Annotated in this window: 11 protein-coding genes; 9 read left to right on the plus strand and 2 right to left on the minus strand. The window is 42.1% G+C overall.

The window, feature by feature from the left end:
- Window positions 1–138: 138 nt before the first annotated feature.
- Window positions 139–1227, minus strand: a complete 1089-nt coding sequence (locus tag RMX69_RS26570; protein WP_322639216.1) for an NAD(P)/FAD-dependent oxidoreductase — start codon at window positions 1225–1227, stop codon at window positions 139–141.
- A 328-nt stretch (window positions 1228–1555) separates the two neighbouring features.
- On the opposite strand from RMX69_RS26570, the gene RMX69_RS26575 reads away from it, so the two are divergent.
- The 5 genes from RMX69_RS26575 (at window position 1556) to RMX69_RS26595 (ending at window position 8121) form a co-directional block, all read left to right on the plus strand.
- Window positions 1556–2398, plus strand: coding sequence for a YaaW family protein (locus tag RMX69_RS26575; protein ID WP_322639217.1), 843 nt, complete (start codon window positions 1556–1558; stop codon window positions 2396–2398).
- A complete protein-coding gene (locus tag RMX69_RS26580) occupies window positions 2380–3747 on the plus strand; it encodes an O-antigen ligase family protein (protein WP_322639218.1) in 1368 nt (455 codons plus the stop codon). Before RMX69_RS26575 ends, RMX69_RS26580 begins: the two co-directional genes overlap by 19 nt.
- Window positions 3748–4478: 731 nt before the next feature.
- Window positions 4479–5000 carry a Ycf51 family protein gene (locus tag RMX69_RS26585; RefSeq protein ID WP_322639219.1) on the plus strand — a complete coding sequence of 174 codons (522 nt, stop codon included), beginning with the start codon at window positions 4479–4481 and terminating at the stop codon, window positions 4998–5000.
- A 701-nt stretch (window positions 5001–5701) separates the two neighbouring features.
- Window positions 5702–6892: an iron-containing alcohol dehydrogenase family protein gene (locus tag RMX69_RS26590; RefSeq protein WP_289798980.1), complete on the plus strand. Its 1191-nt coding sequence runs from the start codon at window positions 5702–5704 to the stop codon at window positions 6890–6892.
- The gene (locus tag RMX69_RS26595; RefSeq protein WP_322639220.1) at window positions 6889–8121 is read left to right on the plus strand and encodes an aspartate aminotransferase; all 1233 of its coding nucleotides are present in this window, start codon (window positions 6889–6891) and stop codon (window positions 8119–8121) included. Before RMX69_RS26590 ends, RMX69_RS26595 begins: the two co-directional genes overlap by 4 nt.
- A 511-nt stretch (window positions 8122–8632) precedes the next feature.
- Here RMX69_RS26595 and RMX69_RS26600 read toward each other — a convergent pair.
- Complete coding sequence (locus RMX69_RS26600) at window positions 8633–9037, minus strand: hypothetical protein (RefSeq protein WP_322639221.1); 405 nt, start codon at window positions 9035–9037, stop codon at window positions 8633–8635.
- A 196-nt stretch (window positions 9038–9233) separates the two neighbouring features.
- Here RMX69_RS26600 and ppsA point away from each other — a divergent pair, with 196 nt between their 5' ends.
- From ppsA to RMX69_RS26620, 4 genes are all read left to right on the plus strand, one after another.
- A complete protein-coding gene (gene ppsA / locus RMX69_RS26605) occupies window positions 9234–11714 on the plus strand; it encodes a phosphoenolpyruvate synthase (RefSeq protein WP_322639222.1) in 2481 nt (826 codons plus the stop codon).
- A gap of 285 nt (window positions 11715–11999) precedes the next feature.
- The gene (locus tag RMX69_RS26610; protein ID WP_322639223.1) at window positions 12000–13577 is read left to right on the plus strand and encodes a dolichyl-phosphate-mannose--protein mannosyltransferase; all 1578 of its coding nucleotides are present in this window, start codon (window positions 12000–12002) and stop codon (window positions 13575–13577) included.
- 324 nt (window positions 13578–13901) lie between these two features.
- A complete protein-coding gene (locus RMX69_RS26615; protein WP_322639224.1) occupies window positions 13902–16208 on the plus strand; it encodes an ATP-binding protein in 2307 nt (768 codons plus the stop codon).
- Entirely contained in the window at window positions 16153–16599 is a 447-nt protein-coding gene (locus RMX69_RS26620) for a response regulator (protein ID WP_289798974.1), read from the plus strand. The genes RMX69_RS26615 and RMX69_RS26620 overlap by 56 nt, the downstream gene beginning before the upstream one ends.
- Window positions 16600–16687 lie beyond the last annotated feature (88 nt).

Raw genomic sequence — 16687 nt, forward strand, 5'->3', positions numbered from 1 at the left:
TTTCATGAAGTTAAGCTTTTTGGGTAATTGGCATCACTTTTTCGGTTGGCGACAAAGTTTGTTATTTCATCTAAAAAACTTATTTATTGCACTTTGATTTAGTCAGTCAGAAAAATAGCGACTCACTATAGTGCAAAATCAGTCTAGCGACAGATGAAATGATCGGACAAAAACGTTTAAAAAGTTCACATTATCGAAAGGTAAATGACGCAACTGATTATTAATTTCGTCAGCCGCAGCTAATCCAGAAAGCATCGCACCTTCGACAAAATTGCCGCCACACCAATCACCACAGCAAACCAAAGGTAAGGGAGTTTTGGCAGACAAAAAAGCTTCGTGCCAAGGACGGCTAGAAAAGGCATAACGCCAACGATGTACTTGCATCCATTCGGGAGTATTGAGCCAAGGAAGAGAGAGAGATTCAGCTGCTCGTTGCAACATTACTTGTCCAGCAGATTGTAAATCCTGTGATTCTAAATGACGTTGGGCAAAATCAGCGCTACTTTGCACCACAAAATGTGGTTGTTGAGGGTTAGGACGCTTGCTACTGTCCAAACCAATCCATGCTAAATCAGCATCATCTACAAAAGTTAGGGCTTTCCACTGAGGGAAGGGTTGGGATGTAGAAGCATATCCCGCGATCGCACTAATCGAAGGATAAAATTCTACAGAACGCAAGTTATCAAGAAAGGCTGCATCCAATCCACTTTCACCCAAAGGTTCTAACAGCATCACAGCTTGGGGTGCAGGAATGGCGACGACTATAGCTTTTGCAGTTAATTCTTCATTACTAGATTCGAGAGTCAAACGCCAGCTATGTTCAGGAGTTGGGGTAATAGCGATGACACGTTGACTCAGTAATATTTCTAAACCTGGAGCGAGAGATTTAGCGATCGCACTCATTCCCCCAGGCGCAACATAACGCGGACTGCGGTTTTTGGGTTCAGATAAAGGAGCGCCTGTTGTAAGTTCGTAAACTTCATCTGTCCAAACTTCCAGGATATGGCGATCGCGCAATATCTCCACAAAATGTCTAAATAATTCACCCTTTGGCTTCAGGTAACAAGCCCCATGATCCGCAAAAGTTCCATGCAAGCGGCGTGTAGCTAGTCTCCCTCCTAAACCGCGCGACTTTTCTACCACTACCACCGAATATCCAGCTTGACTTAACTGCTGGGCACAGACTAAACCGGCAATTCCGGCACCAATCACTGCAATATCAGTCATGAGTCAATAGTCCTTAGTCATTAGAGAAGGCAGGAGGCAGAGGGCAGGAGGAAAGAAGTATCATTGATTACTTTAATTCTGGGTCATTAGCCAGTTTAAAAAGAAGATACTGGTACAAGTAAGTGCCGCAAGATATAAAGTGTCCACAGCCTAAATCCCACGCAGTTGCGCGCGGGTTACTCTTACCTCCTATAGTGGGATTATATTAAATGAAGTTGAGTTACTCCTGCCTCCTGCTATTATCAAAGGACTAAATTACTACTAATGAGTGCTGAAAGCTAATAGTAGAATAAGGTACAGAAAGCTGCACGGAAGGGAGGAAGGGAAATTGGATGAAATGAGGGCGGCGCTAGAGTTAGCGACCGAAGAAGAATTGCAAGATTTAACGGCAATTCTATTTAGTCGTAAGTTCAATCCCTTAGACTATGTACACACACCCGAACCCATCGAAGTACAAAGCCAAGACCGCAAAGCTTGGTTAGATGCACTAGAGGGTCGCTTTCGTTTTTTGGCAGCAGATGGGATGACAGTATTACGGGGACGTACAGGCCAAGTAACTTACCGACAAGCGTTAGTTCAAGTATGTAAGTATCTAAAAATTCCCTATTCTAATCAGCTGGCAACTATTGATTTAGAAGCAGAAGTATTTTTGCATCTACTAGGACAGGTGTGGAAAAAATTACCGGAACAGGAAAAGCAAAAATTGACTGTACAGGTGCAGCGTCAGCTGCTCAAATCAGAATTAAAACAACCCTTACCACTTTTATTACAACGTGATCCCTTGGGTTTACTTTTCAAAGGCGGTAGTGCGATCGCGGTTACTTCTCTTCTCCAGCCACTTGTACTGAAGCAAATTGCCCGTCAATTTGCCATCCACTTTGCTACTTATGAAGTAGCCAAACAAGCGGCGATTACAGGCTCAGAAGCAGCTGCAACCCAATTCAAAAGCTATGTAACGATGCAAATGGCGCAGCGGGGTATGACAGTGAGTGCAGCTCGTTATGGGGCAGCCCGCACGATGTTTGCTGTGATTGGGCCAATGATGTGGACTTGGTTTATTGCAGATTTAGGCTGGAGAGCGATCGCTACTAACTATGGTCGAATCATTCCTACCATCTTCGCCTTAGCTCAAATTCGCCTCACTCGTGAGGAATGTTGGGAGCCAGCTTGAACAAGGTTTTTGACTATTTCAAATCTCGTTGGCAATCTTCTTGGAACTACTCTCTATGGGCACTGTTAATCTTCCCATTGAGTCCTTTAGTGGGGGCTGTAACTGTAGGTATTGTCTCATTAATAACTTGGCTGAAACAATCCCGCAAAATTAATCGCCGCCCCCTCAACTGGGGATTTGCCCTGTTGAGTATTTTACTGATCGTGAGTGCTGGCTTTGCCCAAGACAAAACAGCAGCTTTCCTCGGCTTATTTAATTTATTACCATTCTTTTTACTTTTCGCTGCCCACAGCGCTCTGATTCAAACATTTACCCAATTGCGGCAAATGGCTTGGGCTTTGGTAATTGGTTCCATGCCAGTAGCAATTATGGGCTTGGGACAATTATTTTTAGGCTGGAGTTTCAAGTTCCAGTTTGTGTGGGTTGTGTTTAGTTGGACAATTAGACCAGGCGGAAACCCACCAGGTCGTATCGCTTCACTTTTCTTGCACGCTAACACCTTCGCAGCTTACGTAGTCATAGTTTTCATCCTTAGTCTAGGGTTGTGGATCGAACAATGGCGATTGGGTATAAGAGGCAGAGGAGCAGAGGAGCAGAGGGGCAGAGGGGAAAGACTTACTGCGCCACACTCACCAGTTCCCTTTCTCTTTCTAACCGTGGCAGTGATTGCGAATTTTATTACCTTAATTTTCACCAACTCGCGTAATGGGTGGACGATCGCTATTTTTGCCTGTTTAGCTTATGCACTCTACCAAGGTTGGCGCATTCTTGTAGGTAGCGTTGCTGCGATCGTTTCTAGTATTCTTTTAGCGGCTTTTGCTCCCTCACCAGTCGCTCACATTTTTCGCTGGGTAGTTCCTGCCTTCTTTTGGGCAAGGTTAAATGACGATATGTATCCAGATAGACCAGTCGCTTTAATGCGAAAAACTCAGTGGGAGTTTGCCTGGTCTTTAGCTCAACAACATCCTTGGACTGGTTGGGGATTACGCAGTTTTAGTACACTTTACAAAGCAAAGATGCAGATTCCCTTGGGTCATCCCCATAACTTGTTTTTAATGTTATCTGCTGAAACAGGTTTTCCCAGTGCTTTTTTATTTTGTGGCTTACTAGCTTGGATTTTGATTACAAGTGTCCAACTACTCCAAAAGTCAAAATATATAAATACAGGAGACAAATTGATATTTTTCAGTTATCTTCTGTCCTTTGTTGGGTGGATTTTATTGAATACAGTAGATGTAACCCTCTTTGATTTTCGTTTGAATGCGATTTCATGGCTAATTTTGGCTGCCATTTCTGGAGTAGTACATCGTTATCACGAAAAAGACAAGCTTGCATATCGTCAAAATTAACTATTAGTTTTTTCAGTGTATGCACTGGGGACATTGAGAGTTTTCAGTTAATAAGATTGTTATATTCACGTCTGTGAGTGTGACTGATACCTAATTAGTCACTGTTGCTGATTGTTGGGAAGGTGTAGGGACATCCCTTTTGGGGTTTTCCTGCATGACGGGCATCTCTTGTAGATGCCCTTTTGTATATATATTATTTTCATTGTAGTTAAACACGATTCAAAAACAGGATTGATCGGTTATATATCAGAACTTAATTTAACAACAAAATAATTTAGATAAAACTAGAATATTCAATTAGATATTGTTATAAAAATCGATGAATTTATATTATTAAAAATTGGTTATAACAAAATTTTATAAAACTTTTATTTTGCCTACATCACTAGTTTAGGACTTGTTCCATCTCCTGATTCTCGCTGCAATTGCTGCCAAAGAAAATGTGGTTTTTTGCCGACTTGACGACGCAGCGGCTAAAATTAAGATGCGCTCTCAATGGAATAAAGATGCTGGTTGAACAGCAATTATCGCTGTTTTATGACTCTCATGAGATAAAAATTAGAAACCTGTGTTGTAATTAGTTTTTATAAATCTAGGCGTAGGTTGGGTTGAAGAACGAAACCCTTTAATATTCTGATTGGCATTAAAGACTACGATAACCCTTATGGTGTAAGCTCTCGGTAAAATGGGTGTGTCGGTAACGAAAAAAAGACGCCTCCATAACCAACCTTATGCTCACAACAGCTAACTTTCTTCAGTACACCCAATGGTCAGGTATAGCTACCTTGGTATTTGCTGCCTTGACATTTTTGGCTTTTATTCTCAAATGGGGCATCCGCTTTCGGTTGGTGGGTACGACTGGCTTTATGCTGGTGGTGACTGCTGGTTTATTTGGACTCTCAATAGTCCCCTTGAGTCGGACTGTGATTCCTGGAGCAGCCCGGTACACTCTAGTTTATGATAATGGCTCAACACAAGCGGTGATTGCCACATCACCCCAAATTACACCCACACAATTAGAAGCAACTTTACGTCAAGCAGCTAGCAATCTCTTTTCTTATGGTCGCTCAGGTACACTGGAAGACGGAAATTTGACAGTTCGCGCCCGTACCATTATCCACCCGGAAACAGGGATTTCTGTCCCAGTTTACTTGGGTGAGGTCAAGCGATCGCTCATTTCTCATCAAAATTCTCCAGTAACAGTCAAAATTTACACAGACAATTTCGCCAAATTGCCAAAACCTACTGCTTAAGAGGCAGGGAGCAAGGAAGCAGGGGAGCAGAGGAGAAGTAGCAGTAGGTCTTTCCCCTCTGCTCCTTTGCACCTCTGCCTCTTGTACCCAATGCCCAGAGAATAAAAATAATTTACCTGTTATCAGGATGACAAAATTTATTTTGTATTTACTGATACATTAATGATTATATTTAGATTAAGATATTTACACTTTAGTGGTTATACTGTGGGAAAAGGTTAATCAGCGTGCGGGTAATGGTTACTGACAGTTGTGATTTGTCAGTTGTTGTCCTAATTGCCCCTGTTGCCGTTTTTAAAATTCTTTACAGCAAATCAAGGGGTTGTAGGGGGATATCTTTGCATACCTTTACATATATAGTCTGTAGCTAAGGAATGCATGAAATAGCACGATCGCCTATACATTATCAATTATCGATTGCTTTTCTTGAGAATCTGACAATGGTAATGTTAATTAATTATACGGTTATTCAAAACTTTGATAGTTCGGAATTTCAGTCCAATGGGTATTTATAGATTCAAGCAATGTCGTCAAACTACTCAATCAGTCGGCAACATCACTTGTCTATTTAATTGCTTGGCTCAAATCCAGATGATCTGGGTGTCAGGTTGGAGCTATCCAAAAACCAGCTTGGCAACAAGTATCCTTGAACGCCAGTCTATTTGATTAAGAAATATCAAGGTTTTGATAAACGAGATTATATGCCCAATAATTTTTCTACTCAACCTTCTTTGTCTACTCAAACCTCTAACTCATTCTTTACGCTCACAGTTTCCCCCGCAAAAGTAATCCGTGGTTCTGGGGTGTTGCAAACAGCCGCCGCAGAGATTGCCTGTTTGGGAAGTCGTCCCTTAATTGTGGCAGGTAAGTCTACTCTCGCTATCAGCCAACAAAATTTACAACCAATTTTAGAAGCGCAGCAGTTACATAGTGTCCAAGCTTCTTATGGTGCAGATTGCTGCGAAGCTAGTCTGAAATCTTTACAGAAGAAGGCAAAAGAACATAAAGCTGATGTGATTATCGGTGTTGGTGGTGGCAAAGCCCTAGATACAGCGAAATTAGTCGCGCAGCAGTTACATTTACCAGTGGTGACAATTCCGACATCCGGGGCTACTTGTGCAGCTTGGAGTGCCTTATCGAATGTTTATTCGGAAGATGGGGCTTTTCTCTACGATGTGGGGCTATCTCGTTGTCCCGATTTATTGATACTCGATTATGACTTGGTTAAAACTGCACCACAACGTACCTTAGTAGCTGGAATTGGTGATGCGATCGCTAAATGGTACGAAGCCTCAGTTAGCAGTGGACACCTGCAAGACACTTTAATTATTGCTGCGGTGCAACAAGCACGAGTTTTGCGAGATATCTTGTTACAAAAGTCAGCCGCCGCCCTGGAAGAACCAGGTAGTGAGGTTTGGCGAGAAGTGGTAGATGCTACTGTTTTATTAGCTGGGGTAGTTGGGGGACTTGGAGGGGCGCAGTGTCGCACAGTTGCCGCCCATGCCGTGCATAACGGTTTAACTCATATTTCAGGACATGGCAGTATTCATGGCGAAAAAGTTGCTTTTGGAATTTTGGTGCAACTGCGTTTAGAAGAAATGCTACAAGGCAATCAACTAGCAGCATCAGCACGGCAACAGTTGTTAAAGTTCTACACAGAAATTGGACTACCCCAGAAATTAAGTGATTTGGGATTGGGCAATATTACATTAGGCGAGTTGCAAACAGCCGCCGAAATGGCTCTAGTTCCTAATTCTGACATCCATCGACTACCGTTTAAAGTCGCGCCAGAACAGTTGATGGCAGCAATGGTTTCTACCACTGCACCTATAGATAGTAGAGATACTACAAATCGAGTTTCGCCCAAGGGAATGAGTGACGAGGTTTTATGAGTTTAAATTGGATTGTCCCAGCAGAACGCATACAAAAACTACCACCTTATGTATTTGCCCGTTTAGATGAACTGAAAGCTAAAGCACGGGAACAAGGGTTAGATTTAATTGACTTGGGTATGGGAAACCCCGATGGTGCAACGCCAGCACCAGTAGTAGAAGCGGCGATCGCAGCCTTGAAAGATCCTAGCAATCACGGTTATCCACCCTTCGAGGGCACAGCTAGTTTCCGCCGCGCTATCACTAACTGGTATCGTCGCCGTTATGATGTGGTTCTCGATCCTGATAGCGAAGCCTTGCCATTGCTGGGTTCTAAAGAAGGATTAACCCATTTAGCACTCGCCTACGTTAACCCTGGTGATTTAGTTCTGGTTCCTTCCCCAGCTTATCCGGCACATTTCCGTGGCCCGGCGATCGCTGGTGGAAAAATCCATAGTATGATTCTTAAACCTGAAAATGACTGGTTAATTGATTTAGCTGCCATTCCTGATGAAGTTGCAAGACAGGCGAAAATTCTCTATTTCAACTATCCCAGCAATCCCACCGCCGCCACCGCCCCCCGCGAATTTTTTGAAGAAATCGTCGCCTTCGCCCGCAAATATGAAATTTTGCTGGTGCATGATTTGTGTTACGCCGAGTTAGCCTTTGATGGTTATCAACCTACTAGCTTGTTAGAAATTCCTGGCGCGAAAGATATTGGTGTGGAGTTTCACACCTTATCTAAAACCTACAATATGGCTGGTTGGCGCGTCGGGTTTGTCGTGGGGAACCGCCATGTAATTCAAGGTTTGCGGACGCTGAAAACTAACTTGGATTACGGCATTTTTGCAGCATTGCAAACAGCAGCCGAAACAGCTTTGCAACTGCCAGATGTGTATTTGCACGAGGTACAACAACGCTACCGTACCCGCCGCGATTTCCTCATTAATGGGTTAGGAGAGTTGGGTTGGGATATCCCCAAAACCAAGGCGACGATGTATCTTTGGGTGAAGTGTCCCGTTGGCGTTGGTTCCACAGATTTTGCCCTGAACGTGTTGCAACAAACAGGCGTTGTGGTGACTCCAGGTAATGCCTTTGGGGTTGCAGGTGAGGGTTATGTCAGGATCAGTTTGATTGCAGACTGCGATCGCTTGGGTGAAGCTTTAAACCGCTTCAAGCAAGCTGGCATCCGCTATCAGCCTGAAGCTGTAGTCCCTGCTTCAGAAGCGATCGCCGATCTGGTTAGTTGATTAGAGAAAAGACAACCAATATTAGATGACTAAAATTTTTGCTGATGATCTTTGAGATCGTGTAAAAAATACGATTATACGAAGCGACAGCTATTGCAAGTGAACTCTCTAACGTGGACTTCCAGGTTGAGACAACCCGTAGCTATATTCAATAGACTTCTTGCAGAAGTGGGGGAAGGGATAAAGGTATGGAATTTTCCCTTCCCCTTTAATCTTTCCCCAACCAGAAAGCAAAAATAACTTTGCAAGATGTGTAATATCTGCTTTGCCCGCAAACCAGGATATTGAATGAAGATGGAGGGCAGTTCGAGTCTACGGAAGACTGCCTTCTGCTTCCTGTCTTTCTTAATAAATACCTAATCTTAAATCCAATATCTATTTTTTTTGCTATGGTGATCCCAAAGGAATTGTTAAGTGCTTACGAGATGTAAATTAAGTGATTAATTACGCATTGAGTATCATAAAATACAAAAACTCGTAGATAATTTATCTGTAAAATACATCTTTCTTGTTACTTAGTGGGTTGGGCAATACGCGTTTCAATATCTTCTAATGTTTGTAACAATAAACGATTTGCCTGCAATTTCCAACCCCATTTCCGAACTCTATAAGCTAATACAGTTCCAACTACAGATGCTAACAAGCCTATGGGTTGATTTAAAGAAATTCCTAGTAACAAACCCAATCCCGCAATTCCCCAAAATGGTAAGGCTACTGCTTGTCTTTGTTCTTCTACAACTTGGGTAATTATATTAGATTTCATCGTAGCAAGTAATGCCTCTTTCACTTGCTGCTGTTCTGTTACGGATACTGTTAAACCTATTTTACGGCGTAGTTTTTCTATTTTACGGGCATCAGTGCTGTATTCAGTTAGTTCATCTTCTGCCATTTTCAGGAGTCGTTCTAGTTGCGCCATAATTTATTACATCCGGTATTTTGAGCGAGTTATTAAACTGAATAATTGTTAATTTTTATTGCTTATATTTTTGGATTTCATCGCCAAATATCAAACTACGCGACAGAACCAAAAATCTCAAGTTGAATATGGGAAAAATAAATATAGTAGCAGTTATGCACTGACAAGTTGAGTATAAACTAAAAAGGTAATATTTATGACTACAGTATCTAAAAGCACTTTGTCTCTATCTGCCCAAGAGCGATCGCTCATCTTGTGGTTTGATGAAATTGGGATTGCTGATATCCCAGTAGTTGGTGGTAAAAATGCCTCACTAGGGGAAATGATTCAACAGCTAACACCCAAAGGCATTAACGTTCCCACAGGATTCGCCACTACTGCTTATGCTTATCGTCATTTCATTCAATCAGCGGGGTTAGAAGCAAAGCTACGCAAACTCTTTGCTGACTTGAATGTTGAAGATGTCAAAAATTTACGAGAACGTGGCAAAAAAGCGCGATCGCTATTAATCCACACACCATTTCCTGTAGAATTGCGCGAGGCGATCGCCACAGCATACCATAGTCTCTGCGAACAATACCATGCAGACACAGATGTGGCAGTCCGTTCCAGTGCCACTGCTGAAGACCTTCCCGATGCTAGTTTTGCTGGACAGCAGGAAACTTACCTCAACGTTGTCGGTGTCGAAGGAGTTTTAGCAGCTTGTCATAAATGCTTTGCTTCTCTATTTACCGATCGCGCTATTTCTTATCGCCACGCCAAAGGATTTGACCACTTTAGCATTGCTCTGGCTGTGGGCGTGCAAAAAATGGTGCGCTCTGACTTAGCAACCTCTGGGGTGATGTTCTCCATTGATACAGAAACAGGCTTTAAGGATGCGGCACTAATTACAGCCGCCTACGGTTTAGGTGAAAATGTTGTCCAGGGGTCTGTAAATCCCGATGAATATTATGTTTTTAAACCAACTTTAAAAACTGGTTTCCGCCCAATTATCGACAAAAAATTGGGCAGCAAAGAACTGAAAATGATTTATGATGACGGCTCAAAATTTACAAAAAATGTTTCGGTTTCGCCCAGTGAAAGAGGTAAATTCGCTCTGAGTGATGAAGAGATTTTACAACTAGCAACTTGGGCATGTTTAATTGAAGACCATTATTCCCAAGTCCACGGCATTTTCACTCCAATGGATATCGAGTGGGCAAAAGATGGGATTACTAACCAACTTTTTATTGTGCAAGCGCGCCCCGAAACCGTCCAGTCACAGAAGACGGGAAATGTGTTGCGGAGTTATCGTTTGTTATTAGGGAATAGGGAATCGGGAATCGGGAATGGGGAAAAATCTTTCCAATCCTTAATTCCCCTGGTTACAGGAAGTGCAATTGGAGAAGCAATTAGTCAGGGAAAAGTACGCCTAATTCTGGATGTTCAGAAACTAGAACAGTTCCAAGCTGGGGAAGTTTTAGTGACAGAGAGAACCGATCCCGATTGGGAACCAATTATGAAACGCGCCAGTGCAATTGTCACCAATTCTGGAGGCCGCACGTGTCATGCAGCAATTATTGCGCGAGAATTGGGTGTACCTGCGATCGTGGGATGCGGCAATGCTACAGACATCTTGAAACCCGGTCAAGAGGTAACAATTTCTTGTGCTGAAGGGGAAGAAGGAAAAGTTTATCCAGGCTTATTACCTTTTGAAGTTAAAGAAGTCCCTTTAGAAAACTTACCCCGCACCCGCACTAAAATTTTAATGAATGTGGGTAATCCCCAAGAAGCATTGAGTTTATCGGCAATTCCCAACGATGGCGTAGGTTTAGCGCGGACAGAATTTATCATTGCTAACCAAATTCAAATTCATCCAATGGCCTTGATTCACTATGACTCGTTAAAAGATGAATTTGCCAAAGCTAAAATTGCTGATATTACGTCACTTTACGACGATAAACCCCAATATTTTGTAGATAAATTAGCTCAAGGCATCGGTAGAATTGCCGCAGCTTTTTATCCAAAATCAGTGATAGTCCGAACCTCAGATTTCAAAAGTAATGAATATGCCAATTTATTAGGTGGACGACAGTTTGAACCCCATGAAGAAAACCCAATGTTAGGTTGGCGAGGGGCGGCGCGTTACTATGATGAAGGCTACAGAGAAGCTTTTGCCTTAGAATGTCATGCCCTCAAACGGGTACGGGAAGAAATGGGTTTAACAAATGTCATCCCCATGATTCCCTTTTGTCGCACCCCTGACGAGGGGCGTTTGGTTTTAGCAGAGATGGCAAAAAATGGTTTAAAGCAAGGTGTTAACGGCTTGCAGGTTTATGTGATGTGTGAGTTGCCCAGTAATGTGATTCTGGCTGAGGAATTTGCTGAGGTATTTGATGGCTTCTCCATTGGTTCTAATGATTTAACTCAATTGACACTAGGGATAGACAGGGATTCGGCCTTAGTAGCGCGATTATTTGATGAACGCAGTCCAGCTGTTAAGCGAATGGTACAAATGGTCATAGAAACAGCGAAAAAATGCGATCGCAAAATCGGCATTTGTGGGCAAGCACCCAGCGACTATCCAGAATTTGCCCAGTTTTTGGTGCAACAGGGAATTGACTCGATTAGTCTAAATCCAGATTCGGTTTTAAAGACGATGCTAGAAGTGGCAAAAGTCGAGAGTGCTGAGTCTTGATTGCAGTGGGTTTTGTTGTGTTAAATCGAGCGGTCGCACCGACGCAACAATGGTAATGGATCTTGGGCAATTGTCGAAAAGGAAACTACAACAATTGTGGAAACTATCTTTCTTAAACAATTGCCCGCAAAAGATGGTTTACCCACTCAAGATTATGAGGTAGGCTGGCACTTGTGGCGAGCTTATCCTGTTCCAAATGTACCTGAAGAGTAGAGGGGGGTGAGGGAGACAAGGGAGACAAGGGGGCCTAATGACAAATGACAAATGACCAATGACAAATGACTAATGAATAAAAAATGGTTCCGAATTGGGATGGTGAGTGTATTTATTCTCTCACTTGCCTTACGGTTTTGGGGACTGGAGCGATTCAACACTCTGGTCTTTGATGAAGTTTACTTTGCCAAATTTGGTAATAATTATCTTACGCATACGCCATTTTTTAATGCTCATCCGCCGCTAAGTCAATATATGATTGGCATCGGCATTTGGATTGGCAGTCACATTCCTTTTTGGCACGATACCGTGAATGGGCTGACAGGTTCATTGCGATCGCCTTGGACTTATCGCTGGTTAAATGCCCTCATCGGCTCATTTATTCCTGTAGTTGTGGCTGCGATCGCTTATCAGTTAAGTTATCGTCGTACCTTTGCAATACTTGCAGGATTATTCACAGCTTGTGATGGTATCTTTTTAGTTGAGTCTCGGTATGCTTTAAGTAATATTTATATCGTCATTTTTGGTCTGTTAGGGCACTGGTTTTTATTATTGGCATTAGATAACCAACATCGGCGACGTTCTTTTTGGTTAATTTTTGCTGGCATTGGTTTTGGTGCGTCAGTCGGTACTAAGTGGAATGGTTTATGGTTCCTATCAGGTGCTTATCTCATTTGGATAGCAGCTTGGATAATTCATTTAATACATTCTTTTCCTAACTCCAAACTCTTTTTTAGATCCCCTTCATTAGAGCAGGAGGCAGGAGGCAGGAGGCAGGAGGCAGGAGGCAAGAGTAGGAGTCAGGAGGCAGAAGGCAGGAGTCAAGAGGCAGGAGTTAGTACTTATTCTCCCTCATTACCTTCATACTCCTCATCTCAGACACCACTACAAAATTTAACTCAGCTAAATATTTTTCAGATACTGTTTTATCTAGGAATTATCCCAGCTTTTGTTTACAGCATCATCTGGATTCCTCACCTTCAACTAGATAAAACTTATGGATTTATTGCAGTACATCAGCAAATTTTGAAGTTTCATTTACATCTAGGTGGCAATAGTCCTAACGTGCACCCTTATTGTGCTGCCTGGTACAAATGGCCGTTGATGACTCGACCAATGGCATATTATTATCAAACGGCTAAAAGTATCACCGAACCGCTACCTGTGATGGGGCCGCCTTTACCTGCTGGTGCTGGACAAGTTATCTATGATGTTCATGCAATGGGCAATCCATTTTTGTGGTGGTTTGGTGTCGCTGCCATGTTGTTTTTAGTAGGAATGCTGGTGTCACAAGCGGTAATTCCTTGGGTGAAAGAAAAGCGTTTTTCTACGCCTGCAACTCTTAGTGTTGATACTTGGATTGCTTTGTATTTAGTCATAAATTATGCTGCTAACTTATTACCTTGGGTGAAAGTTACAAGGTGTGTTTTTATCTACCACTATATGTGTGCAGTGGTGTTTGTATTTTTAGCGATCGCTTGGTTTGTCGATCGATGTCTTTGCAGTTATTATCAACAACTCCGAGCGCTAGGTGTCACCATTACTTTTATCATTCTGGCTGCTTTTATTTTCTGGATGCCCATTTATTTGGGTTTACCCCTTTCTCCTAACGGTTACAAGCTGCGAATGTGGTTCAATTCTTGGATTTGATTGAAAGGCATGGAGCATTTAAAGAATAACTTCAAACTCCTAACTCCTAACTTATTTCTAAACTTAACATAGCTACACATATATAGAATTGTTCAATCACATGGTTTTCACATTTCTTATCGCTATGTAACTTTAGTCACTGTTAGACTTTTCAAAGCACAAGCAGATCGAACTAAGGCTGCAAAACGCAACACCAGGGCATGGGAAATTAGATACTAAGTAAAAATGATGAATGGAAAATTATAAAATTATTTACATTCATCATTACCGCATTATTATAGATACTCTAGTTTTGATGCTCCCGGATAACACAGGAGGATCGTCATGGAAATGAATTTACAATTCCCAGGTATTAATTTAATTAGCTTGAAAGAGGCACCGATTCATATTTCTAGCCAAATTCAGCCTCATGGTGTCCTGTTAGTTTTGGACGAGCCTGAGCTAAAAATATTACAAGTTAGCACCAATACATTAAAGATTTTCGGAGTTTCTCCCGAAAATATGTTAAACAAAAAACTAGAAGATTTACTCGATCCCTTTCAGATAGAGAGAATTAAAACAGGGCTATCCGGGGAAAATCTTGATTTTATTAATCCCACCAAAGTTTGGGTGCGAAAAAAAGGTGATGAATATATAGTATTGGATGCAGTATTTCACCGTAATACAGAAGGGTTTTTAATTCTGGAGTTAGAACCTGCTCTTACTCAAGAAAATATCCCATTTTTAAGCTTTTATCATCTAGCTAGAGCTTCCATAAATCAACTAGAAAAAACAGCAAATCTTCGCGACTTTTGTCAAGTTATCGTTCAAGAAGTTCGGAAAATAACGGAATTTGACAGGGTAATGTTATATAAATTCGATGATGATGGGCATGGTTCCGTTGTCGCTGAAGAAAAACTAGAAAGCCTAGAACCATACTTAGGGCTGCATTACCCAGAGTCAGATATTCCCAAACCAGCAAGAAAATTATTTGCTGCTAATTCGATCAGAATTATCCCGGATGCTTATTCCCAGCCAGTCAAGCTGTTTCCTGTCAATAATCCAATTAGCGATCGCCCGATTAATTTAACCAACTCTATTCTCAGAAGTGCGGCTCCCTGTCATACAGAGTACTTGCATAATATGGGTGTTGGTGCTTCACTAACGATCTCTTTAATTAAAGACCAAAAACTCTGGGGATTAATTGCTTGTCATCATCAGTCACCTAAACATGTTTCCTACGAATTGCGTAAAGCTTGTGAATTTTTGGGGCGAGTGATATTTGCAGAAATCTCAGCTAGAGAAGAGACAGAAGACTACTATCACCGGATAAATCTGACGCACCTTCAATCAGTCTTGATTGAATACATGTCTCAAGAAGAAAACTTTATTGATGGTTTAGTCAAAAACCCGCAGCATCTTTTAGATTTGGCCAGCGCTCAAGGTGCAGCCGTTTGTTTTGGCGGAAATTGCACGGTAGTTGGTGAAACTCCTAGAGAAGAAGACCTGAATTTTTTAGTCCAATGGCTCAAGAATAATGTTGAAGAAGAAGTTTTCTCTACAGATTCTTTGCCACAGATTTATCCAGATGCCGAAAGTTTTAAAAATGTCGCCAGTGGTTTGTTAGCGATTCCCATCGCCAAGCGAAATTATGTTTTGTGGTTCCGACCAGAAGTAATTCAAACTGTAAATTGGGGTGGCGATCCTAATAAGGCATTTGAAGTTAACCAGTCAGAAGGAAATGTTCGTCTGTGTCCGCGCAAATCATTTGAATTGTGGAAAGAAACGGTTCGCTTAACATCTTTACCTTGGAAAGATGTAGAAGTAAAAGCAGCATTAGAATTGCGGAAAGCAATTGTTAATATTGTGCTGCGTCAAGCCGATGAACTAGCCCAGTTAGCGCAGGATTTAGAACGTTCTAACGCCGAACTGAAAAAGTTTGCCTACGTCGCCTCCCATGACTTGCAAGAACCACTCAATCAAGTGGTGAATTACGTGCAGCTGTTAGAGATGCGCTATAGCGAAGAACTTGACGAAGATGCTCAGGAGTTTATTAGTTACGCTGTGCAGGGAGTTAGCCTGATGCAGACGTTGATTGATGATGTGCTGGCATACTCGAAAGTCGATATGCAAGCGATCGCATTTCAAATGAACGATGTAGAGAAAGCCTTAAATCGAGCGCTGGGCAATTTGCGTCAACGCATTAATGAAACTGGGGCTACTATTACCCACGATCCCTTACCCGTAGTCATGGCTGACAGCACCCAACTGATGCAGCTATTCCAAAACCTTATCGGTAACGCCATTAAGTTCCACAGTGACCAGCCACCACAAATCCATCTGGGAGCAGAAAGGATAGAAGATGCATGGCTGTTCTCAGTTCGGGATAATGGTATTGGTATTGATCCGAAATTTAGCGATCGCATTTTCGTAATTTTTCAGCGCTTACATACGCGGGATGAATATACTGGTACAGGTATGGGTTTAGCCATCTGTAAGAAGATTGTCGAATGTCACCGGGGGCGGATCTGGGTAGAGTCAGAACTGGGTGAAGGGGCAACCTTCTACTTTACGATTCCAGTTGGAGGACGCGAACTTGAGCGTAGAAACGGGAGAAAAACACAAAACCATCTTTTTGGTCGAGGACAATAAAGCTGATATTCGCTTAATCCAAGAAGCGTTGAAAAATAGTTCAGTGCCCTACCAAGTGGTAACGGTCAGGGATGGTATAGATGCTATGGCTTATTTACGCCAAGAAGGTGAATATGCTGATGCACTACGCCCTGACCTCATTCTGTTGGATTTGAACTTACCTAAAAAAGACGGTAGAGAAGTGCTGGCGGAAATAAAAGCCGACCCAGCACTAAAACGCATTCCAGTTGTTGTGTTAACAACCTCTAAAAATGAGGATGACATTTTTCACAGCTACAATTTGCACGTGAATTGTTATATCACTAAATCCCGCAACCTCAACCAATTATTTCAAATCGTCAAGAGTATTGAAGATTTTTGGCTAGGTACTGTGACGCTACCATCGGAGTGAGGCAGGGAGCAAGAAGGCAGGGGGGGACAAGGGGAGTAATGAGTAATGAGTAATGAGTAATGAGTAATGAGTAATGAGTAATGAGTAA

The organism is Nostoc sp. EspVER01 (genome assembly GCF_034530635.1).
Lineage (GTDB): Bacteria > Cyanobacteriota > Cyanobacteriia > Cyanobacteriales > Nostocaceae > Nostoc.